The sequence below is a fragment of the Lachnoclostridium sp. Marseille-P6806 genome, from assembly GCF_964238185.1.
Taxonomy (GTDB): domain Bacteria; phylum Bacillota; class Clostridia; order Lachnospirales; family Lachnospiraceae; genus Brotaphodocola.
Genome location: NZ_CAXSLG010000002.1, coordinates 219790 through 242467, shown reverse-complemented (window position 1 = coordinate 242467; position 22678 = coordinate 219790). Strand labels below are relative to the sequence as shown.

21 protein-coding genes are annotated in these 22678 nt (G+C 48.8%); 20 read left to right on the top strand and 1 reads right to left on the bottom strand.

The features are described from left to right. Positions 1-14: 14 nt before the first annotated feature. From murF to serS, 14 genes are all read left to right on the top strand, one after another. A complete protein-coding gene (murF, locus tag ACESON_RS03220; RefSeq protein WP_373108469.1) occupies positions 15-1406 on the top strand; it encodes a UDP-N-acetylmuramoyl-tripeptide--D-alanyl-D-alanine ligase in 1392 nt (463 codons plus the stop codon). Positions 1407-1427: 21 nt separating this feature from the next. Beyond that, complete coding sequence (priA, locus tag ACESON_RS03215) at positions 1428-3437, top strand: primosomal protein N' (protein ID WP_373108468.1); 2010 nt, start codon at positions 1428-1430, stop codon at positions 3435-3437. A gap of 64 nt (positions 3438-3501) precedes the next feature. Continuing rightward, entirely contained in the window at positions 3502-3978 is a 477-nt protein-coding gene (gene def, locus ACESON_RS03210) for a peptide deformylase (RefSeq protein WP_177958385.1), read from the top strand. A 1-nt stretch (position 3979) separates the two neighbouring features. Beyond that, positions 3980-4921 carry a methionyl-tRNA formyltransferase gene (gene fmt / locus ACESON_RS03205; RefSeq protein WP_177958386.1) on the top strand — a complete coding sequence of 314 codons (942 nt, stop codon included), beginning with the start codon at positions 3980-3982 and terminating at the stop codon, positions 4919-4921. Positions 4922-4924: 3 nt separating this feature from the next. Continuing rightward, the gene (locus tag ACESON_RS03200; protein ID WP_177958387.1) at positions 4925-5644 is read left to right on the top strand and encodes a zinc metallopeptidase; all 720 of its coding nucleotides are present in this window, start codon (positions 4925-4927) and stop codon (positions 5642-5644) included. After that, entirely contained in the window at positions 5637-6974 is a 1338-nt protein-coding gene (gene rsmB / locus ACESON_RS03195; RefSeq protein ID WP_177958388.1) for a 16S rRNA (cytosine(967)-C(5))-methyltransferase RsmB, read from the top strand. The genes ACESON_RS03200 and rsmB overlap by 8 nt, the downstream gene beginning before the upstream one ends. Before the next feature lie 40 nt (positions 6975-7014). After that, the gene (rlmN, locus tag ACESON_RS03190; RefSeq protein WP_177958389.1) at positions 7015-8061 is read left to right on the top strand and encodes a 23S rRNA (adenine(2503)-C(2))-methyltransferase RlmN; all 1047 of its coding nucleotides are present in this window, start codon (positions 7015-7017) and stop codon (positions 8059-8061) included. Between the two features lie 6 nt (positions 8062-8067). Further along, the gene (locus ACESON_RS03185) at positions 8068-8811 is read left to right on the top strand and encodes a Stp1/IreP family PP2C-type Ser/Thr phosphatase (RefSeq protein WP_373108464.1); all 744 of its coding nucleotides are present in this window, start codon (positions 8068-8070) and stop codon (positions 8809-8811) included. Beyond that, positions 8808-11060: a Stk1 family PASTA domain-containing Ser/Thr kinase gene (pknB, locus tag ACESON_RS03180; protein ID WP_373108463.1), complete on the top strand. Its 2253-nt coding sequence runs from the start codon at positions 8808-8810 to the stop codon at positions 11058-11060. Before ACESON_RS03185 ends, pknB begins: the two co-directional genes overlap by 4 nt. Before the next feature lie 15 nt (positions 11061-11075). Continuing rightward, positions 11076-11975: a ribosome small subunit-dependent GTPase A gene (gene rsgA, locus ACESON_RS03175; protein WP_177958392.1), complete on the top strand. Its 900-nt coding sequence runs from the start codon at positions 11076-11078 to the stop codon at positions 11973-11975. Positions 11976-11979: 4 nt separating this feature from the next. Next, positions 11980-12645, top strand: a complete 666-nt coding sequence (rpe, locus tag ACESON_RS03170) for a ribulose-phosphate 3-epimerase (RefSeq protein WP_373108462.1) — start codon at positions 11980-11982, stop codon at positions 12643-12645. Beyond that, on the top strand, positions 12642-13298 hold the full coding sequence (locus ACESON_RS03165; RefSeq protein WP_373108461.1) for a thiamine diphosphokinase: 657 nt from the start codon (positions 12642-12644) through the stop codon (positions 13296-13298). Before rpe ends, ACESON_RS03165 begins: the two co-directional genes overlap by 4 nt. Before the next feature lie 119 nt (positions 13299-13417). After that, positions 13418-14014 (top strand): ECF transporter S component, encoded by a 597-nt coding sequence (locus tag ACESON_RS03160; protein WP_373108460.1) that lies wholly within the window; start codon positions 13418-13420, stop codon positions 14012-14014. A gap of 191 nt (positions 14015-14205) precedes the next feature. Beyond that, the gene (gene serS, locus ACESON_RS03155) at positions 14206-15498 is read left to right on the top strand and encodes a serine--tRNA ligase (RefSeq protein WP_373108459.1); all 1293 of its coding nucleotides are present in this window, start codon (positions 14206-14208) and stop codon (positions 15496-15498) included. Between the two features lie 81 nt (positions 15499-15579). On the opposite strand, the gene ACESON_RS03150 is transcribed toward serS, so the two are convergent. Further along, positions 15580-17325, bottom strand: coding sequence for an NFACT family protein (locus ACESON_RS03150; protein WP_373108458.1), 1746 nt, complete (start codon positions 17323-17325; stop codon positions 15580-15582). Positions 17326-17602: 277 nt separating this feature from the next. On the opposite strand from ACESON_RS03150, the gene ACESON_RS03145 reads away from it, so the two are divergent. The 6 genes from ACESON_RS03145 to ACESON_RS03120 all read left to right on the top strand — a co-directional run bounded on the left by ACESON_RS03145 (position 17603) and on the right by ACESON_RS03120 (position 22676). Next, positions 17603-18481: a YicC/YloC family endoribonuclease gene (locus tag ACESON_RS03145; RefSeq protein ID WP_177958398.1), complete on the top strand. Its 879-nt coding sequence runs from the start codon at positions 17603-17605 to the stop codon at positions 18479-18481. 34 nt (positions 18482-18515) lie between these two features. Beyond that, positions 18516-19139, top strand: coding sequence for a guanylate kinase (gene gmk / locus ACESON_RS03140; protein WP_373108457.1), 624 nt, complete (start codon positions 18516-18518; stop codon positions 19137-19139). Positions 19140-19169: 30 nt separating this feature from the next. Next, a complete protein-coding gene (gene rpoZ, locus ACESON_RS03135; protein ID WP_373108456.1) occupies positions 19170-19487 on the top strand; it encodes a DNA-directed RNA polymerase subunit omega in 318 nt (105 codons plus the stop codon). Between the two features lie 73 nt (positions 19488-19560). Next, positions 19561-20901 carry a 30S ribosomal protein S12 methylthiotransferase RimO gene (gene rimO / locus ACESON_RS03130; protein ID WP_177958401.1) on the top strand — a complete coding sequence of 447 codons (1341 nt, stop codon included), beginning with the start codon at positions 19561-19563 and terminating at the stop codon, positions 20899-20901. Further along, positions 20885-21427, top strand: a complete 543-nt coding sequence (pgsA, locus tag ACESON_RS03125) for a CDP-diacylglycerol--glycerol-3-phosphate 3-phosphatidyltransferase (protein ID WP_177958402.1) — start codon at positions 20885-20887, stop codon at positions 21425-21427. Before rimO ends, pgsA begins: the two co-directional genes overlap by 17 nt. A 1-nt stretch (position 21428) precedes the next feature. Continuing rightward, positions 21429-22676, top strand: a complete 1248-nt coding sequence (locus ACESON_RS03120) for a competence/damage-inducible protein A (RefSeq protein ID WP_177958403.1) — start codon at positions 21429-21431, stop codon at positions 22674-22676. The last annotated feature ends 2 nt before the right edge of the window (positions 22677-22678 follow it).

Sequence of the window (22678 nt, the reverse complement as noted above, 5' to 3'; positions counted from 1 at the left end):
AAGAGATACCAGATATGGAATGTATGACGGTAAATGATATTGTAAAGGCAACCGGCGGGAGATTGCTGTGTGGGGACGGGGAAATGGAATTAAAGCATATCAGCATTGATTCCCGAACCATGAAGGGGCAGGATCTGTTTGTTCCGATTATTGGAGAAAAGGTAGATGCCCACCGGTTTATTTCCCAGGCGTTTGAGGCAGGGGCGGCAGCTGTTTTGACCAGCGAGCACAACGAGATGGAGGATATGCATCCGTGGATTCGCGTAGAGGACACAAAGAAGGCTCTCCAGGCAGTGGGAAAGTATTACAGAAGCAGACTGAGCCTTCCCCTTGTGGGAATTACCGGAAGCGTAGGAAAAACTACAACCAGGGAAATGGTGGCCGCGGCTCTTTCCGGAAAATACCGGGTATATAAAACGCCGGGAAATTCCAACAGCCAGGTTGGCCTGCCAATTACTCTGTCAGAGATTGCTTCTGCAGATGAAATCGGCGTGATAGAACTGGGAATGAGTATGCCGGGAGAACTGACAGTCATTGCCCGGATTGCACAGGTAGATATGGCGGTGATTACCAATGTGGGAATTACGCATATTGAGCAGCTGGGAAGTCAGGAAAACATTTACCGGGAGAAGCTGACAATTCAGGATGGTCTGAAGGAGGGCGGCGTTCTGTTCCTGAACGGGGATGATCCGTTGCTGAGGGAAACCAGGGCAAAGGAGGGCTGCCGGACGGTATATTACGGAACCGGAGAAAACAGCAGCTACCGGGCAGAAAATATCCGGATTGTCAATGGATATCCGGTATTTACTGCTGTGTGCAAAGACAGACAGATGACAGTGGCGCTGAAGGTGATGGGACGCCATAATGTGCTGAACGCTATGGTGGCGCTGGCTGTGGCGGATGAAAATGGTGTGCCTCTGGACGCGGCTGTCCGGGCTCTGGAGCAGTTTACCGGATTCCAGAACCGCCAGCAGATCTACGAAAAGGACGGGATTACGGTGATTGATGATACTTACAATGCCAGCCCTGTTTCCATGATCGCCGGGCTGGAGGTTCTTCATTCCATGGAAAAATCAGGACGTCGGATTGCAGTTCTGGCAGATATGAAGGAGCTGGGGCCGGAGGCGCCGAAATTCCATCGTCAGATTGGTGAGTGGCTGGCAGAGCATCCGGTGGATCTTTTATTTACGCTGGGAGACCTGGCGGCAGAGATTGCTGAAGGTGCGCAGGAAAACGGCGGCAGAGGCAGCAGAGAGTTTTATCATTTTTCCGGAGAAGACAGAGACGGTCTTTATCAGACTCTTTCTGCTCATCTGAAACCGGGAGACTGCGTTTTGCTGAAGGGATCTAACAGCATGAAGCTGGGGCAGGTTGCTGCAAGGCTTTTGGAAAAACAGGAAAAGTAACAGACAGGTGCAGGTGAGTGTATGGCAGAACAGTATGCCAGTATTATTATAGATATTTCCCATGAAAACGTAGACCGCGTGTTCCAATACCGGATTCCCCCTCAGCTTCTGGGGGAAATTCAGGTGGGAATGCAGGTCTGCGTTCCTTTTGGTTCTGGGAACAGAACCAGAACGGGGTATGTGGTAGATATTTCAGAAAAAGCGGAATATGATGTGACAAAGATGAAGTCCATAGCCGGGATTGTTGCAGGAAGTGTAACCGCAGATTCCAGAATCATCAGTCTGGCCTGGTGGATGAAGGAGCGGTATGGCTCTACTATGAACCAGGCTTTAAAAACAGTGCTTCCTGTAAAGCGAAAGGTAAAAGCCAGAAACCGGCAGGTAGTCCGCTCCATGGTTGATGTACAAATCAAGGAGGCCGAAATTCTTCTTAATGAAGAGCAGCGGCAGATTGCAGAGGATTTCTGCAGCCGCTATGACAGAGGGGACAGAGCTCCTTCCCTGATTTATGGCATTACTGGAAGCGGGAAAACAGAGGTTTACATGGAAATGATTTCCCATGTGCTGAAGCAGGGACGGCAGGTCATTGTTCTGATTCCGGAAATTTCTCTGACCTATCAGACGGTTATGCGGTTTTACCGGCGTTTTGGATCCTGTATCAGTGTCATGCATTCCCGCCTTTCCGCAGGCGAACGGTGGGATCAGTATGAGCGGGCCAGACAGGGGGAAACTCAGGTTATGATAGGAGCCCGATCGGCCTTGTTTACGGATTTTCCTGATCTGGGCCTGATTATTATGGACGAGGAGCATGAGGGGGCTTATAAAAGCGAGTCCACTCCCCGCTACCATGCAAGAGAGGTGGCAGAGAAGCTGGCCGGGATGCGGGATGCCGCCTTTGTTATGGGTTCTGCCACGCCTTCTCTGGAGGCCTATACCCGGGCGAGAGAGGGGATTTATCGGTTGTATACCTTAAAGAACCGGGCAGGAGAGGGAAGTGTGCTGGCAGCTGCAGAGGTAGTGGATTTGAGAAAAGAAATGGAGGCAGGGAACAAATCCATTTTCAGCCGCCGCCTTCAGGAGCTGATAAGAGATCGCCTGGAAAAGAAAGAACAGGTGATGCTGTTTATGAACCGAAGAGGATATTCCTCCTTTGTTTCCTGCCGTTCCTGCGGGGAGGCTGTCAAATGTCCTCACTGTGACGTAACCCTGACTTTGCACAACAAAACCCGTCTTGTCTGTCATTACTGCGGATATACGGTTCCTCTGCCGAAAAAGTGTCCTTCCTGCGGTTCCCCTTATCTGGCAGGCTTTGGAACAGGAACCCAGAAAATTGAGGAGCTGACGAAAGCCATGTTTCCTCAGGCAAGAGTTCTCCGGATGGATCTGGATACCACATCGAAAAAGGGCGGTCATCAGGAAATCCTGTCCGCTTTTGCAAAGGGAGAGGCAGATATTCTCATTGGAACCCAGATGATTGTAAAGGGTCATGATTTTCCCGGAGTGACTCTGGTTGGAATTCTGGCGGCAGATGCTTCCCTTTACGCGCCGGATTACAGGAGCGGAGAGCGGACATTCCAGCTTCTGGTTCAGGCGGCTGGCCGGGCAGGGAGGGGAAAAAAGCCTGGAACAGCAGTGATTCAGACCTACACGCCGGATCATTATGTGGTAAAGGCATCTGCTGTTCAGGATTATCTGGAGTTTTACCGTCAGGAAATGGGATATCGGAAATTGATGAAATATCCGCCTGCCGCTCATATGCTGAGCATTCAGATCGGCGGAAAAGAGGAGGAGCTGACAGCCCATATGACGGAAGCTGTGGCAGAAGCAGTTGGGCGGAGATTCGGGCAGCAGGCGGAGCTTATCGGGCCTGTTTTTGCCCCAGTATATAAAGTTAATGATATTTACAGAAAAATTTTATATATCAAACAGGAAAATTATGATATACTAATAAGAATTCAGAAGTATGTCCAAAATCGGTGGGATGAAACGGAGATCTGCCGCAAGCTGACGATTCAGTACGATTTTTCGTAAGGAGGAAAGGCAGGGAGCTGGCGTTTTGGCCCGGGACAGGAAAGAAAGGAATTGGGAGAAGCAGATGGGAATCAGACAGATCAGAACTATTGGAGATGAAATTTTAACAAAGCAGTGTAAGCCGGTAAAGGAGATGACTCCGCGGATTCAGCAGCTGATTGATGACATGTTTGAGACAATGTATGAGTCAAACGGCGTAGGCCTGGCAGCGCCTCAGGTTGGCGTATTAAAGCAGATTGTGGTAATGGATGTAGATGATGAGAATCAGTATGTTCTGATCAATCCGGAGATTATAGAAACCAGCGGAAGCCAGACCGGTCCTGAAGGATGCTTAAGTGTTCCGGGAAAGAGCGGTATGGTGACACGGCCGGATCATGTGGTGGTGCGCGCTCTTGATGCCAATATGCAGCCGATTGAACTTGTAGGAGATGAGCTGCTTGCCAGATGTATCTGCCATGAGTGCGCTCATCTGAAGGGACAGCTGTATGTGGAGCTGGTAGAGGGAGAACTGATGGATGTAGCTGCGGAGGACGAGGAATAATATGAAAATTGTATTTATGGGAACCCCGGATTTTTCTGTGCCGACTCTGGAGAGTCTGATTGCATCCCGCCATGAGGTTGCAGCTGTAGTGACACAGCCGGATAAGCCGAAGGGAAGGGGCAAGGAGATTCACATGACGCCGGTAAAGGAAACGGCCCTGCGTCATGGAATTCCGGTCTATCAGCCAGCGCGGGCCAGAGAGGCTTCCTTTGTGGAGGAGATGCGGGCGCTGGAGCCAGATGTTATGGTAGTGATTGCTTTTGGGCAGATTCTTTCCAGAGAGCTTCTGGATGTCCCCAGATATGGCTGTGTGAATATTCATGCATCCCTGCTTCCTAAGTATCGGGGTGCAGCGCCGATTCAGTGGGCAGTGATCAACGGAGACCGGGAAACGGGAATTACCACGATGATGATGGATACCGAGATGGATACGGGCGATATGCTGGAGAAGAAGGTGATTGCCCTGGATGAGAGAGAAACAGGCGGAAGTCTGTTTGACCGGCTAAGCCTCTTGGGCGGCGAGCTTATTTTGTCAACTCTGGACAAGCTGGAGGCAGGAACTCTGGTTCCGGAAAAGCAGGATCATGAAAAAGCGACCTATGTAAAGAAGATTTCCAAATCCATGGGCGATATTGACTGGACTATGGACGCAGCGGCGATTGAGCGCCTGATTCGGGGACTGAATCCCTGGCCCAGCGCCTATACCCGCTTAAACGGCCGGATGTTGAAGATCTGGCAGGCTCAGGTGCTTGAGGGCTGCCAGGAAGGGGCAGTTCCGGGACAGATTCTTGAGGCTGCCGGCAGCACTTTGACAGTACAGACCGGAAATGGGATTTTGAAAATTGAGGAGCTTCAGCTGGAAGGCAAAAAGCGGATGGATACAGCAGCCTTTTTGAGAGGATTTCCGGTAGAGGCCGGTGCAAGAATGGAAAGGAGCGAGTAAAACATGCCATTTTACGGCTATGGTTATGGATACCGAATGATGTGGGATCCAACTTATATTTTAATTATCGTTGGAGCCCTGTTGTCCATGTGGGCGTCGGCGCGGGTCAACAGCACTTTCCGCCGTTATGCCCAGGTGCGGAGCATGACTGGAATGACGGGGGCAGAGGCAGCTATGCGTCTGCTTCACTCTCAGGGGATTTATGATGTGACTGTGCGTCAGGTACGGGGGCATCTGACGGATCACTATGATCCGCGGACAAAGACTGTAAACCTGTCTCAGGCAGTGTATTCCCAGACCTCTGTAGCGGCTCTGGGAGTTGCAGCCCACGAGTGCGGCCATGCGATCCAGGATAATGTCGGATATGCGCCTCTTCGTCTTCGGTCCGCATTTGTTCCGGTGGCCAATCTGGGAAGCACCTTATCCTGGCCTTTGATTGTTATTGGCCTGCTGATTGGTATGACCCCCTTTATCCGTCTGGGTATCTGGATGTTTACTCTGGCCCTCTTGTTTCAGGTGATTACCCTTCCTGTGGAGTTTAACGCTTCCTCACGGGCAGTAACGCTTCTTGACCAGCTGGGAATACTCTCCGGTCAGGAGGTTGACGGAACCAGAAAGGTACTGGGAGCGGCGGCCCTGACTTATGTTGCGGCAGTGGCAGTATCTCTGCTCCAGCTGCTGCGCCTTGTTTTGCTGTTTGGAGGACGCAGAGACGATGACTAAGCCTACACAGAGCAGAGAATTGATTCTCGATATTTTAATGGAGATTTTGGAAAAGGGCGGCTACAGCCATGTGGTGCTGCGGCAGGCGCTGGAGAAATATCAGTATCTGGAAAAGCAGGATCGGGCTCTGATTACGAGAATTACAGAAGGAACTATTGAATACAGGATGACCATTGACCAGGTGCTGAATCAATGCTCCAAGGTTCCTGTAGAGAAAATGAAACCGGTAATCCGGACGATTTTGAGAATGTCTGTCTATCAGATTTTCTGGATGGATCGGATTCCGGATCGGGCGGTATGCAGTGAAGCTGTGAATCTGGCTGTGCGCCGCCGGTTTTCGGGGCTGAAGGGCTTTGTAAACGGTGTATTAAGAACCATTATCCGGGAAAAGGACAGTTTTGATTTTTCAGATTTGTCTTTGCGTTATTCTATGCCTTCCTGGCTGATTGACATGTGGCAGAGGGAGTACGATTCAGAGACAGTAGAGTCCATGCTTCGGGCATTTCTGGAGGATCGCCCTACATCTGTCCGGTGCAATCTGGATCGGGCTTCTATGGAGGAAATTTGCAGCTCGCTGAAGGAAGAAGGGGTATTGGCAGAGAAAAGTCCTCTGGCAGATCACGGTCTTCTGATTTCCGGATACGATTATCTGGAGGCGCTGTCAGCATTTCAGAAGGGCTGGATCCAGGTTCAGGATGCCAGTTCTGCTCTGGTAGGACAGGCTGCTTCTCCCTGTGCCGGAGATCGGATTCTGGATGTGTGCGGAGCGCCAGGAGGGAAAAGCCTGGATCTGGCAGATCGTCTGAAGGGAACAGGACTGGTGACAGTCCGTGATCTGACGGAGCAGAAGGTGGCTCTGATTGAGGATAATATTGAACGGAGCGGATTTACCAATATCTGTGCCCAGGTATGGGATGCAAGAGAGTTCGATTCCCGATGGGAAAAGCAGGCAGATATCGTCATTGCGGATCTGCCCTGCTCCGGTCTTGGAATCATCGGAAAAAAACCAGATATTAAATATCAGGCTTCACCGGAACAGATAGAAAGTCTGGCTGCTTTGCAAAGAGAGATTCTCTCTGCGGTCATTCGGTATATAAAACCTGGCGGAAAGCTGATTTACAGTACCTGTACTGTCAGCAGAAAAGAAAATCAGGGGCAGAGGGACTGGATTTTACAGGAATTTCCGGAATTGGAGCCTTTGAGCCTGGAAAAAGAACTGGGCAGCTCTGTGCAGGAGCCTTCACTCAAGGAAGGATATCTTCAGCTGCTTCCGGGAAAGCATCCCTGTGACGGCTTTTTCATTGCAGCTTTCCGAAAAAAGGAAGAGTGACAGGAGCTTGAAAAGAGAGTTTGGGAAAGAGAAGACATTTATGGAAAAAAAGGACATCAAATCGCTGTATTTAGAGGAACTGGAGGAAGAGCTTGGACAGCTGGGAGAAAAATCTTTCCGGGCCAAGCAGATTTATCAGTGGGTTCATCAGAAGCTGGCAGCGGATTTTGAAGATATGAGCAACTTATCGAAGGCGCTCCGGGAAAAGCTGCGTCAGCAGTATACTCTGACAGCATTAAATCCAGTGGAGGTAAAGATTTCCAAGATTGACGGAACAAGAAAATATCTGTTTCGTCTGTCTGACGGAAATGTAATTGAAAGTGTCTGGATGCAGTATCATCACGGCAACTCCGTATGCATTTCATCTCAGGTGGGATGCAGAATGGGCTGCCGTTTCTGCGCGTCAACGTTGGATGGCCTGGAAAGAAATCTTACAGCAGGAGAGATGCTGGATCAGATTTACCGCATTCAGGCTGATACCGGGGAGCGGGTTTCCAATATTGTAATTATGGGATCCGGTGAGCCGATGGATAATTATGATAACGTAGTACGTTTTATCCGTCTGATATCCCATGACCAGGGGCTGAATATCAGTCAGAGAAACATTACCGTATCCACCTGCGGCATTGTGCCGGGAATCCGCAGACTGGCGAAGGAGGGGCTTTCTGTTACGCTGGCCCTGTCTTTGCATGCGCCCAATGATGAAGTAAGAAAAACACTGATGCCCATTGCAAACAAATACAGGATTCAGGAGATTCTGGATGCCTGTCAGGAGTATTTTGAGGAAACCGGAAGAAGGCTTACCTTTGAGTACAGCCTGGTAAGCGGTGTCAACGACAATTTAGAAGAGGCCCGGGCATTGGCTTCTTTGCTAAAGGGTATGCACGGTCATGTCAATCTGATTCCTGTCAACCCCATTCAGGAGAGGGATTACGTTCAGTCTGACCGCCGTGCCATTGAGGCTTTTCAGCACTATCTGGAAAGTCAGAAAATCGCAGTTACGGTGCGCCGGGAAATGGGAAGAGATATTAACGGCGCCTGCGGTCAGCTGCGGAAAAGCTTTATGGATGAAGAAAAAGGAGGCTGAGGACCGATGGATGCTTACGCGCTTACAGATGTGGGACAGGTACGCAGTATGAACCAGGACTCGATATTTTCCTCAACTGAACCCATTGGCTCTCTGCAGAATCTGTTTCTTGTGGCAGACGGCATGGGAGGGCATAAGGCAGGGGATTTTGCTTCCCGCTTTGTGATAGAGAAACTGGTAGAATTTTTCAGCCATGAATACCCGGAGCGGGATGTTCATGGAATTCTGAAAGAGGGAATTCGCACAGTTAACCGGGCGCTGTTTGAAGCGGCCAGTGAAAATCCGGATCTGCTTGGAACCGGAAGCACCCTGGTGGCAGCTACCATCAAGGGAAATGTTCTTTATGTGGCAAATATTGGTGACAGCCGCCTGTATCTTCTGCGGGAGCAGTTAGAGCAGGTGACCAGGGATCACTCTTATGTAGAAGAGCTGGTTGCTCTTGGAAAAATGAAGAGAGGCAGTCACGATTACATAGAAAAGAAAAATATCATCACCCGTGCAGTGGGAACAGGGCGGGAGGTGGATATCGACCTGTTTGCACTGAAATTAAAAAGCAGAGACTATGTACTGATGTGCTCGGATGGGCTGAGCAACATGGTGGATGAATTTGAGATTGAATATATTATCCGCTCTGAGGAGGGGATGCGGCAGAAGGTGGAAAGCCTGGTGGCAGCAGCGAACCGAAACGGCGGCAGAGACAATATTTCCGTTGTTTTGATAGAGCCGCAGATAAGTGAGGTGGGCTTATGATGCTGAGACCCGGAACATTTTTACAGGATCGCTATGAAATACAGGAACAGATTGGTTCTGGAGGAATGTCGGTTGTTTACAGGGCGAAATGCCATAAGCTGAACCGGTTGGTAGCGATTAAAGTTTTAAAAGAAGAATTCTGCAACGACATGAATTTTGTCAGCAAATTCAAAATGGAGGCTCAGGCGGCTGCAGGACTTTCTCACCCCAATATTGTCAGTGTATATGATGTTATTGATGAGGGAAAGCTTCACTATATTGTGATGGAGCTGATTGAAGGCATTACCCTGAAAAGTTACATTGCAAAGAAGGGACAGCTGGAAATCAAAGAAAGCATCGGTATTGCCATTCAGGTTGCCCAGGGTATGGCCGCAGCTCACGAGCAGCATATTATTCACCGGGACATTAAGCCTCAGAATATGATTATCTCCAGAGATGGAAAGGTGAAGGTGGCAGATTTTGGTATTGCAAGAGCTGTGTCTGCACAGACACTGAACTCAGCAGCTATGGGCTCTGTCCATTATATTTCTCCAGAGCAGGCCAGAGGTGGCTTCAGCGATGAGAGAAGCGATATCTATTCTCTGGGAATTACCATGTATGAAATGGTGACCGGGCGGCTTCCCTATGAGGGGGAAAATACTGTAGCTATTGCCCTTGCCCATTTAGAGGATGCTATGGTTCCCCCCAGCGTTTACAATCCCCAGATCCCGCAGGGGCTGGAGCGGATTATTCTGAAGTGTACGGAGAAAAAGCCGGAGCGCAGATATGCAAGTGCTAATGAGGTGATTGCAGACCTGCGCCGGGTGCTGGTTCAGAGTGACAATTCCCATTCCGGAGAGCGGGAAGGCAGACGCGTATCTGCTGTTCACGGAACGGATCTGACTGTGGAAGGAAATACGGTAGAGATCCGCGGAGAGGATCTGAATCGGATTAAAGAATGGAATCGTTCAAAACTGGAACTGGAGCTGACCAGAAATTTGTCAGCAGATTTGAAGGACGAGGCTGCTGCGCGGCGGATTTCTTCCGAACCCAGAAAGCCGGAAGGGTACCGCAGGAAGGACGGATACAGCCAGAATGAGGACGAACTGGTACGGGAACAGCGGCGTCCAAGAAAGAAGGACAGGCATCAGGAGGAAGATGAGCTGAATCCTGGCATTGAGCGGCTTCTGACAGGAGCGGGTATTCTTGTTGCCATTATTATTGTGGCAGTGCTGCTTGTGGTATTTACGAAGCTGGGAGGTGTGTTTCAGTCGGGAACCGGCATTTTTTCCGGAGGGAACCGGACAGAAGCCTCTGTGGAGGCGGGAACGCAGGAAAATGATGCGGCGAGCGGAACCCAGATTCCTATGCCGGATCTGAGAGGAATGGATGAGGATGCAGCAGAGGCCACTTTGGAGCAGAATTTCATCAACATGAAGCGTACTTATGAGAATTTTGATGATGTAGATAAGGGAAAGATTGCCAGACAGACCCCCCTGCCCGGTGAAATGGTTTTAAAGGGAGGAACTGTGCAGGTAGTAGTCAGCAGCGGCTCTTCCAAGCTGAACCTTACCGATCTGGGAATTGGAAAGCTGGACAGCACTACAGCAGAGAAATTTCTTCTCAGTAAAAATATAAAAGTAAAAATTGTAGAAGAGGAAAACGAAACGATTCCGGCTGGAGATATTCTTCGTTATGAGCCAGAACTGGCAGAAGAGGGAGAAACGGTGACGCTTTATGTGAGCAGCGGTCCTCATGTAAATATGGTTCCGGTTCCCTATCTGGTAGGAAAACAGGAGACAGAGGTAATTGCCTTGATTGCAGAAGCAGGACTTCAGCCAGGAGATACCAGCCAGGAAAGCAGTGACACAGTACCCAAGGGGGCGGTTATCAGCCAGGATGTGGAAGCAGGAACTCAGGTAGAGCCTGGCAGTAAGGTGGGGTATGTGGTCAGCAGCGGCCCGGAGATTCGAAAGCAGCGCTATGTGGCATCCATCAGTGAGGTATATGATCTGAGCAATCTGATTGGACCGGGCGCAGGAAGCTCCAGCGTTACAGTTATGATCCGCCTTCGCCAGGGAACAGATGAGGATCCCCTTTATAAAATTCTCACCCAGTCCATGAGTGTCAAGGGAGATGTTCTTCTGCCAATCAACTATACGAGTATTGAGAGTATGGACGGCACAGATCAGGGACAGTTAGAGATTGTGGATGTGAATTCCGGACAGGTGATCAAAACCTATAAGCTTACGTTTTTCCCAATGGATTAAGCAGGATGTAAAAGAATGACAGGAAAGATAATCAAAGGAATTGCAGGATTTTATTATGTCCATGACAGGCAGAGCAGGGTCTATGCCTGTAAGGCAAAAGGAATTTTCCGGAACCGGGGAATCAAGCCGGTTGTGGGAGATGATGTGGAATTTACGGTACTGGATGAAGAGAATGGGGAGGGCAGTATTGAGGGAATACTGCCCAGAAAGAATGTGCTTATTCGCCCCGCATCGGCTAACGTAGATCAGGCGCTGGTGGTATTTGCAGTGACTCAGCCGGAGCCGAATTTCAATCTTCTGGATCGATTTCTGATTATGATGGAAGCGCAGGAGATTCCCGTTACGATCTGTTTTAACAAAATAGATCTGGATGAGGACGGGAAACAGGAGGAATTTCGAAGAATCTATGAAAGGGCCGGATATCAGGTGCTTTTGGCCAGCACCTGCAGTCAGACGGGGATGGATGAGATCCGCCGGTTTCTTCAGGGAAAGACAACGATTCTGGCAGGGCCCTCCGGCGTAGGAAAGTCTTCTCTGACCAACCTTCTCCAGCCTGAGGCAGCGATGGAGACAGGAAGCATCAGTCAGAAAATCCAGCGAGGAAAGCACACGACCCGCCATGCAGAGCTGTTTTGCGTGGAGGGAGATACGTATCTGATGGACACTCCAGGGTTTAGTTCTATGTATCTGGAGGAGATTGAACCGGAAAAGCTGAAATATTATTTTCCGGAATTTGAGGCATTGGAACCGGAATGCCGATTCCAGGCAGACTGTGTTCATGTAGGAGAGCCGGTCTGTGGAGTAAAGGCTGCTCTGGAGCGGGGCGAGATTGCCCGGAGCCGGTATGATAATTATGTTTTGCTTTATCAGGAATTGAAAAACCGAAAAAAATATGAAAAACACAAAAAGGAGTAGGAAGATGGAATATATTTTGGCGCCGTCCATTCTGGCGGCTGATTTTGGAAATCTGAGACAGGATGTGGAGACAGTGGCAGAGGCAGGCGCTCAGTACATTCACATTGATGTGATGGACGGGATGTTTGTTCCCAGTATCTCCTTTGGAATGCCGGTAATCAAGAGCATCCGCTCCTGTACAGACAAGGTATTTGACGTTCACATGATGGTGGAAGAGCCAGGAAGATATGCAGAGGATATGAAAAAGGCAGGCGCAGATCTTTTGTGTGTTCATCAGGAGGCCTGCAGACATCTGGACAGAACCATTCATCAGATTCATGATCTGGGTATGAAGGTTGGTGTAGCTCTGAATCCGGCGACTCCTGTGGAAACACTGGAATGGATCCTGGAGGAAGTAGATATGGTTTTAATCATGTCTGTAAATCCGGGCTTTGGCGGGCAGAAATTTATTCCCTATGCTCTGGAAAAGGTGAAACGCCTTCGCGCTATGCTGGATGAGAAGGGACTGAAAACAGACATTCAGGTAGATGGAGGCATCGGGCTTGGCAATGTACGTCAGGTTCTGGAGGCAGGTGCCAATATTATCGTTGCCGGTTCTGCTGTTTATCAGGGAGATGCGGCAGTCAATACAGCGGCCTTCTGCGAGATTTTTAAGGAGATGAAAAAGTGAAATCATGTCTGATTCTGACGGGCGGGAAGCTGAATCTGGCTTTCGCCCGTTCTTTTTTGGAAAAAGAGCATTTTGACAAAGTGATTGCCGTAGACGGAGGGCTTGAATCAGCAGAGGCTCTAGGAATTACACCGGATTATATTGTGGGAGATTTTGATACCGTTTCCGGAGAGGTGGTGGAGCGGTTTAGAAACCTGCCGTTTATTGTGTGGGAACAGCATAAGCCGGAAAAGAATGAGACAGATACAGAGCTGGCCCGCAGCCGGGCTCTGACTCTGGGCTGTGAAAAGCTGGTGTTTTTAGGCGCCACAGGCGGACGGCTTGATCATATGCTGGGGAATCTTCATGCCCTGTATGCCTGCCTGGAGAAGGGGATTGATGCCAGTCTGGTGGATACACAAAACAGGATTTATCTTCTGGATCAGGGCAAGACCTTTTATCGGAAAACTCTGTGGGGAAAGTATGTCTCCTTTCTGCCGTATACGGAGGAAGTAACAGGGATTACCCTGACTGGATTTCGTTATCCTCTTCAGGATAAAACCATCCGGAGGGGGAAGGAGGTAGGACTTTGCATCAGCAATGAGCTGGCAGAGGACAGGGCCGTTCTGGAATTTCGGGAGGGAATTTTGATCTGCGTGGAGTCATCCGACTGAGATTTCAGGGTGGGAAAACAAACTGGACTGGTTAAAAAGTGAAAAACTGGATATTTGTGTCATTCCACATATGTGCTATCATAGGCCCATCGACAGGAAAACAAAAGGAGTGACGGAGTATGAAGAATATGACAGACAATAAGGTATACAGGATCGTATTGACAGCTTTGATGGCAGCCCTCTGCTATGTGGCATTTACGTTTCTGAAAATTCCGATTCCAACCTTTGGAGGCGACTATGTGGCGCTTCATATTGGCAACGCTTTCTGTGTTCTGGCAGCCCTGCTTCTGGGCGGCGTGTACGGCGGTCTGGCCGGTTCCCTGGGCATGACCATTGCAGACCTGCTGGATCCGGTTTATATTACCAGTGCGCCGAAAACCTTTCTTCTGAAGCTTTGCATTGGCCTGATTGCCGGATGGATTGCTCACAGGATTGCTCATATTACAGAAGAGCATGACAGACGTTACATTTTCAAATGGTCTCTGATTGCCTCGATTGTGTCCCTGGGCTTTAATGTGATTATGGATCCGATTGTAGGATATTTTTACAAAAATTATATTTTAGGAATTCAGTCTGACGCAGCGAAAATTATGGCGACCTGGGCTGCCGGTGTCACCCTTATTAATGCAGTTGCAGGAACCATTGTGGTGGTGGTGGTCTACATGGCAGTTCGCCCGGTTCTGAAAAAAGCAGGGCTGTTTCTGAAAATAGAATAGAAAGCGTTGTTGGAAAAGTCTTCTGGTCTGATTTTGCCGCATTTTTCTGTCTGAAATTTCGTATGGCAGAACTGGTGGCTGAAATTAGGCAAGGGGGCTTTTTTTTCTTGGAAAAGTGTAGTATGATAAGAAGGAATATATGGAAACCACAGGAAAAGCTCGGTTTTCATAAGTGAATACAGGAGGAAACCATGTTAGATTTAAAGTTTGTCCGTGAGAATCCGGACGTTGTGAAGAAGAATATTGAGAATAAATTTCAGTTCGATAAGCTGCCCCTGGTAGATGAGGTGATTGAGCTGGATGCGAAAAACCGCACGGCAAAGGCAGAAGGCGATGAGATTCGCGCACAGAGAAACAAGCTGTCTAAGCAGATTGGACAGCTGATGGGACAGGGCAAAAAAGAAGAGGCAGAGGCAGTAAAGGCGCAGGTTGCTGCCAATGCAAGCCGCCTGGCTGAACTGGAAGCTCTGGAAAGCCAGTATAATGAGCGGATCTTAAAGATTATGATGACCATTCCCAATATCATCGATCCCAGTGTACCCATTGGAAAAGATGACAGCGAGAACGTAGAGATCGAAAAGTTCGGCGAGCCGCTGGTTCCTGATTTTGAGATTCCTTATCACACCGATATTATGAAAACCTTTGACGGCATTGATCTGGATGCTGCAGGAAAGGTAGCCGGAAATGGCTTCTATTATCTCATGGGCGATATTGCAAGACTGCATTCCTCCGTAATCTCCTATGCCCGTGACTTTATGATTAACCGGGGCTTTACCTACTGTGTTCCGCCTTTTATGATTCGCAGCAATGTGGTAACCGGTGTTATGTCCTTTGCAGAGATGGATGCGATGATGTACAAAATCGAGGGAGAGGATCTGTATCTGATCGGAACCAGTGAGCACTCCATGATTGGTAAGTTTATTGATACCATTACTCCGGAGGAGCAGCTTCCCAAAACTCTGACCAGCTATTCTCCCTGCTTCCGTAAGGAAAAGGGCGCTCACGGTATTGAGGAGCGAGGCGTTTACCGAATCCATCAGTTTGAGAAGCAGGAAATGATCGTGGTATGCCGTCCGGAGGAATCTCCCATGTGGTATGATAAGCTGTGGCAGAATACAGTTGATCTGTTCCGTTCTTTGGATATTCCGGTTCGTACTCTGGAATGCTGCTCCGGCGATCTGGCAGATCTGAAGGTGAAATCCTGTGACGTTGAGGCATGGTCTCCCCGTCAGAAAAAGTACTTTGAGGTTGGTTCCTGCTCCAATCTGGGAGATGCACAGGCCCGCCGCTTAAAGATTCGTGTAGAGGATAAGGACAAAAACAAATATTTTGCCCATACTCTGAATAACACCGTTGTGGCTCCGCCTCGTATGCTGATTGCCTTCCTGGAGAATAACCTTCAGGCAGACGGCTCCGTAAAGATTCCGAAGGTGCTGCAGCCATATATGGGCGGCATGGAGGTTATGGTGCCAAAGCATAAATAAAATTAAAAGCTTCTAAAAAGGAGTACTGCTCAATCGTTCATGGATTGAGCGGTACTCCTTTACCAATTCGTAACAGTCCAGTCAGGAATTTACTTCCGGAAGCTCTAACTTCGGGGCTGCCATCAGAGAATAGTTGGTGTGGTAAATGACAAATCCAGGAGCGCCTCCGGCCGCCTTTTTCACATGTTTTCGCTGGATATAATCAATTTCTACCTTTTCATTGGAGCGTCCCTTAGAATACCAGGCAGCCAGGGAACCGGCTTCTTCAAATACCCGGTCCGGAAGCTCCTTTCCTTCCGTGCGGACAACAACATGGGAGCCGGGAATTCCTTTGGCGTGGAACCACCAGTCATTGCCGTTGGCAATTTTAAATGTGACTTCCTCATTTTGGTAGTTGTTTTTTCCAACATAGATATCAAATCCGTCAGTAGAGCGGTAGTGATAGGGGCGGCTGGTGATTTTTGGTTTTTTGGAACCAAAAGGACGTTTTTTTATAAATCCGAATTCCATCAATTCTTCTTTGATCTGAACCAGATCTTCTTCACGAACAGCAATATCCAGAGCGGCGCTGATGGATTCCAGATGATCGATTTCCTGTTTTGTTTCTGCAGTCAGAGTTTCCAGAGCTTCGCAGGTACGCTTCAGCTTGTTATACCGGGCGTAATATTTCTGGGAATTTTCCTGGGCGGACAGCTGCGGATCCAGAGGAATTTTTACTTCTTTCCCGCTGTAGTAGTCCAGACACAAAAGCTCCTTTTCTCCGCCGGAAAGCTCGTAGCCGTAGGCATTTAACAGTTCTCCATATACCCGGTACCGATCCCGCTTTTCTGTGTCCTTCAGCTGCTTTAGCTGCAGATCGTACTTTTTATAATTTCGTTCCAGGGCTGTCTGAACAATCCGGCGCAGATCCACAGATTTTTGGCGAATTCTTGTAATAACGTTTTTTTCTGCATAGTAGGTTTCCAGAAGACTGCTGATAGAGGAAGAGGGCCTTGATTCATATCCAGCTCCCTCGAAACAGGTTAAGGGTACAGATGCAAACTCTGCCGGAGCGCCGTTTTCATAAATAATATTCGGAAAAAACCGTCCTTCCTTCACATCCTCCATCATAAGGGAGAACATGCGGTACAGGTGAGTCAGCTCGTTTTCTGACAGCTCACTGGCTGGTTTTTCGCTTTCTAAAGAGGCCAGGTGGCAAAGCTCTGTGCCAATCAGGGGACTGATGCCGGTCAGCTTCTGATAAAGGGCCTTCTGAACCGGCATAGGAACGGAACGCAAAAGCGTCTGGAATTCCTCCTCGGTAACGGTCAGAGGATCTGCCTTATCTACCGTGTGGGGGATAAAATACATCCGCCCTGGAAGGACCTCACGGACAGAGCTGACCTGGGCGGAGATGTGCTTGATACTGTCTAAAATTGTGCCGTCTTCCTTACAGAAAATAATATTGCTGTGCTTGCCCATAAGCTCGACAATCAGCCGCTTTTTCTGCAGATCTCCCAGTTCGTCCAGGTGTTCAATTTCAAATTCCAGAATTCGTTCCAGACCCGGCTGGCTGACCTTGACAATCCTTCCGGTGCCGATGTGCTTGCGCAGGAGCATACAGAAATTGGGGGCAGTCAGGGGGCTGGGCTTATTGGTATCTGTAAAATAAATGAGGGGCAGACTGGCGCTGGCTGAGATAGACAGACGGTAAGTCTCCCGGTTGTTTTTTATGGTAAATAACAGCTCGTCCTTTTCCGGCTGGGCAATTTTATTGATTTTTCCGCCCTCCAGCCGTGATTTTATATCATGAGCCAGGTTTGCGATTACAATTCCATCAAATGCCATATAATAACTCCTTTTTTCAAGTCTCTCCGATGATACAAAACGGTTCAGCCATGCGAAGATTGAGCCAGGAAAACACATTGAAAACCTGTTTTCATAAGCGCTTTCCTGCCTGAAGCTTCATCGAGCAGACGTCAGGCGCTCCTGTCCGCTGTAAGGGAAAGAAGCTGCATGGCTCAACTGATACGATTATACAGGATTAGGAGCGGATTTTCAAGTTGACTTGTTTTTCTATTTGACTTATAATAATACCAACTATGGCAAAGGAGCGGAATGTCAGATGATAAAGAGTATGACAGGGTTTGGTCGATGCGAGATCGTCACCACCGAATATAAAATTACTGTGGAGATGAAAGCCGTAAACCACCGGTATCTTGATTTAAGTATCAGAATGCCTAAAAAATTCAACTATTTTGAGGCGGCCATTCGAAACCTGCTGAAAACCTATATTCAGAGGGGCAAGGTAGATGTCTTTATCAATTATGAGGATTATACAGAGGAGAAGCTTTGCCTGAAATATAACGGAGCCCTTGCGGCGGAATATGTCAGGTACTGCCGGCAGTTGAGCGAGCAGTTTGGAATACCGGATGATTTGACAGCCACCAGGCTGGCAAGGATGCCGGAGGTTCTGACTATGGAGGAGGAGCCGGAGGACGAGGATCAGATGTGGAAGATTCTGTCCCAGGCTATGGAAGAAGCAGCAAAGCAGTTTGTGGAATCGAGAAAGCAGGAGGGAGAAAGACTGAAGGAGGATCTGCTGGGCAAGCTGGATTATATGGCTGAGCTGGTAGATTTTATCGTAGAGCGGGCTCCCTCGATTGTAGCAGAGTACCGTCAGCGTCTGGAGGATCGGGTTCAGGAATTTTTAAAGAACGCCTCTATTGACGAGAACAGAATTGCGGCAGAGGTAACAATATTTGCAGATAAAATCTGTGTAGACGAGGAGATGGTTCGTCTGCGCAGTCATATTGACGCCACCAGGAAAGAGCTGGAGCAGGGAGGCAGCGTGGGAAGAAAGCTGGATTTCATTGCTCAGGAGATGAACCGTGAGGCCAATACAACTCTTTCCAAGTCCACTAACCTGGAGATTTCTGACCGGGCGATTGCGCTGAAGACGGAGATTGAAAAGGTAAGAGAACAGATTCAGAATATTGAATAAGGCAGTGGTACTGCCGGACAGGAGTGGAGATACCATGAGTAAAAAAGGAATTTTGGCAGTGGTTTCCGGCTTTTCCGGAGCGGGAAAGGGTACGCTGATGAAGGCTCTTCTAAAGCAGTATCAGGAACAGTACGCTCTTTCTATTTCAGCCACTACAAGGAAGCCCCGGGAAGGGGAGGAGCACGGCAGAGAGTACTTTTTTCTGACTGTGGAGGAATTTCAGAACATGATTGCAGAGGATTCTCTGATTGAGCATGCCTGTTATGTAGGCAATTATTACGGCACCCCCAGATCCTATGTGGAGGAGCAGATGGCTGCAGGCCGTGATGTGATTCTGGAAATCGAGATCCAGGGAGCGCTGGAGGTGAAAAAGAAATTCCCGGACACACTGCTTTTATTTGTAACGCCGCCTTCAGCAACAGTTCTGGAGGAACGTCTGCGGGGCCGGGGAACGGAAACCGAAGAGGTGATTCAGGATCGTTTGAAGCGAGCTTCAGAGGAGGCCATGTATATGGAACAGTATGATTATATTCTGGTCAATGACACTCTGGAAACCTGTGTGGAGCAGATGCATCAGCTGATTCAGTCTCAGCATGAGAAGGTCAGCGAGAACCTGGAATTTATTGAAAAGATGAAAACAGAGCTGAAACAGCTTTGAGAATAAAATTAACCCTGAAAGGAGATTCATATGTTACGTCCATCCTATACGGATTTAATTAATGTAGTAAACAGCGAGGTAGAACCGGGAGAGCAGCCGGTAGTACAGAGCCGGTATTCTATCGTTCTGGCAACTGCTAAGAGAGCAAGACAGATTATTGCCGGTGAGGATCCCATGGTTCCGGCAGGCCCGGGCAAAAAGCCGCTTTCTGTTGCAGTTCAGGAGCTTTATATGGGCAAGGTGAAAATTGTAGGCGATGACGGCGAAGAGGATGAGGAGGAAAACAAAAACGCTGCTGAGGCGGCAGAGCTTTCTTCTGAAACCGCAGAAGCAGAGGAAAACGCATAGGAGCATATATTACAGCAAGAAGAGAACAGAGCCGGCAGTGAACGGCTCTTTTCCATAACAGCGGGAGATTTCTATGAAAATATTGTGTGTGTCACTGGGATGTGACAAGAATCTGGTAGATACAGAGATGATGCTGGGGCTTTTGAACCGGGACGGATATACCTTTACAGATGATGAGCAGGAAGCAGATATTATTGTGATCAATACCTGCTGCTTCATTAATGATGCAAAGGAAGAGAGTGTCAATACCATTCTGGAGATGGCGGAGCTGAAAAAGACAGGAACCTGTAAGGCTTTGATTGTGACCGGCTGTATGGCTCAGCGGTATCAGCAGGAGATTCTGGAGGAGATTCCGGAGGTAGATGGGATTTTAGGAACCTCCACCTATGATGAGATCTCCAATGTTTTAAAGCGGGTGCTGGGAGGAGAGGAAAGAGTTTCCTGCTTCCATGATCTGAATTGTCTTCCTCAGACAGAGACAGGGCGAATGATTACGACAGGAGGCCATTTTGCATTCCTGAAGATTGCGGAGGGCTGTGATAAGCATTGTACCTACTGTATTATTCCCAGTCTGCGGGGCAGCTACCGGAGTGTACCCATGGAAAGACTGGTAAAGGAAGCAGAGCAGCTGGCAGAGCAGGGGGTTCGGGAGCTGATTTTAGTTGCCCAGGAAACAACCCTTTACGGAGTGGATCTTTACGGGAAAAAGATGCTTCCGGAGCTGCTGCACCGTCTGGCCCAGATCCCGGGCATTTACTGGATCCGGATTCAGTACTGCTATCCGGAGGAGATTACGGACGAGCTGATTGAGGCAATCCGGTCAGAAGAAAAGGTTTGCCATTATCTGGATATTCCGATTCAGCATGCCAGTGATCGGATTTTAAAGCGGATGGGGCGCAGAACCAGCCAGGCACAGCTTCGCGAGATGATTGGACGGCTACGCAGGGAAATTCCAGACATTGCGCTGCGTACAACCATGATTGCCGGTTTCCCGGGCGAGACCGAGGAGGATCACCAGGAGGTGCTGGCTTTTGTGGATGAGATGGAATTTGAACGGCTGGGCGTATTTGCCTACTCGGCAGAGGAAGACACTCCGGCAGCCGGATTTGCGGATCAGATTCCGGAGGAGATAAAGGAAGAACGCCGGGATGAGATTATGGAGCTGCAGCAGGAGATTGCCTTTGAAAAATCAGAGTCCATGGTGGGACGTGTTCTGGATGTGATGATTGAAGGCAAGGTAGCTGATGAGGCAGCCTATGTGGGACGTACTTATATGGATGCGCCCAATGTGGACGGATATATTTTTGTAAACAGCGGTGAACTCTTTATGTCAGGAGATTTTGTCCGGGTAAAAGTAACCGGTGCTTCTGAATACGACCTGATTGGGGAGGTGTACGATGAATTTACCAAATAAGCTGACGGTTCTCCGTGTAATTCTGATTCCGTTTTTTGTAGTAAGCATGATGATAGAAAACGGAGCAAACCAGACCTTTCGCTATGTGGCTGCAGCGATTTTTATTATTGCCAGCCTGACAGACATGCTGGACGGCAAGATTGCCCGCAAATATAATCTGGTAACAAACTTTGGAAAATTTATGGATCCTCTGGCAGACAAGCTTTTAGTCTGTTCTGCACTGATCTGCCTGATTCAGCTGGGACAGCTTCCGGCCTGGATGGTGATTATCATTGTAAGCCGCGAGTTTATTATCAGTGGTTTCCGTCTGGTAGCGGCAGAGCAGGGGATTGTGATTGCAGCCAGTTACTGGGGCAAATTTAAAACCACTTTCCAGATGATTGCGGTTGTTTTAATGATTCTGAATTTCGAGGCCCTGTCTGCGGTTACTCTGATTTGTACCTGGGCAGCCCTCATTCTCACCATTATTTCACTGGTGGATTATATTGCAAAAAATCACAAAGTTCTTACAGAAGGGAAGATGTAACATGGTCGTAGAGCTGGTATCCGTAGGCACAGAGCTGCTTCTGGGAAACATTGTCAATACCAATACACAATATCTGGCGGAGCAGTGCGCCCTTCTGGGGCTTTCCCTGTACCATCAGTCTGTAGTGGGAGATAACCATGACCGTCTGGCTGAGGTTGTAAAGACAGCTCTTGGCAGATCCGATGTGGTGATTCTGACCGGGGGACTGGGCCCCACAGAGGATGATCTGACAAAGGAAGTCTGCGCAGAGGTTATGGGATATAAACTGGTGGAGGATCCTCATACAAGAGAGCATCTGGAGCAGTTTTTCAAGAACAATATCTATAAAGAAATTCCGGACAACAACTGGAAGCAGGCCATGGTGCCGGAGGGAGCTTTGATTCTGGATAATCACAATGGCATGGCGCCGGGATTGATTCTGGAAAAAGACGGGAAGACAGCTATCCTCCTTCCGGGACCGCCGGCAGAGCTGTATCCTATGTTTAAGGAGCAGGTATATCCCTATCTGCAGAAACAGCAGCCGGAGATGATTCGTTCCGCGGTGGTTAAGATTTGCGGTATGGGTGAGAGTCAGGTGGAGGATAAGCTTCTGGATCTCATCAGCAGTCAGACCAATCCCACCATTGCTACCTATGCGAAAACAGGCGAGGTTTCTGTGCGTGTGACTGCTCGTGCAAAGACAGAAGAAGAGGCAAAGACACTGGTAAAGCCTGTGGTGAAGGAAATCAAGAACCGGCTGGGAGACTGTGTTTATTCTGTAAAGGAAAGAGAAACTCTGGAGGAGGCAGTGGTAAAGCTTCTGCATAAATATGAGCTGACTGTCACAACTGCAGAGTCCTGCACCGGCGGACTTCTTGCGGGACGTCTGGTGAATGTGCCGGGAGCCTCAGAGGTATTCCGGGAGGGATTTATTACCTACTCAAACAAGTCAAAACGAAAATATCTGGAGGTCAGCAAAAGTACTTTGAAAAAGTATGGGGCTGTAAGTCCCCAGACAGCCAGGGAAATGGCAACCGGCGGCGTATTTGCCACAGACAGCGATGCCTGCGTGGCAGTGACGGGAATTGCCGGACCGGATGGAGGCACAGAGGATAAGCCGGTAGGCCTTGTCTATATTGCTGCCTATATGAAGGATAAGGTGAAGGTAGAAGAATACCGGTTTAAAGGAAACCGGGCGAAAATCAGAGAGCAGGCAGTGGTGAAGGCGCTGGATCTTCTCCGCCGCTCGATTCTGGAGAATTACCGATAAAA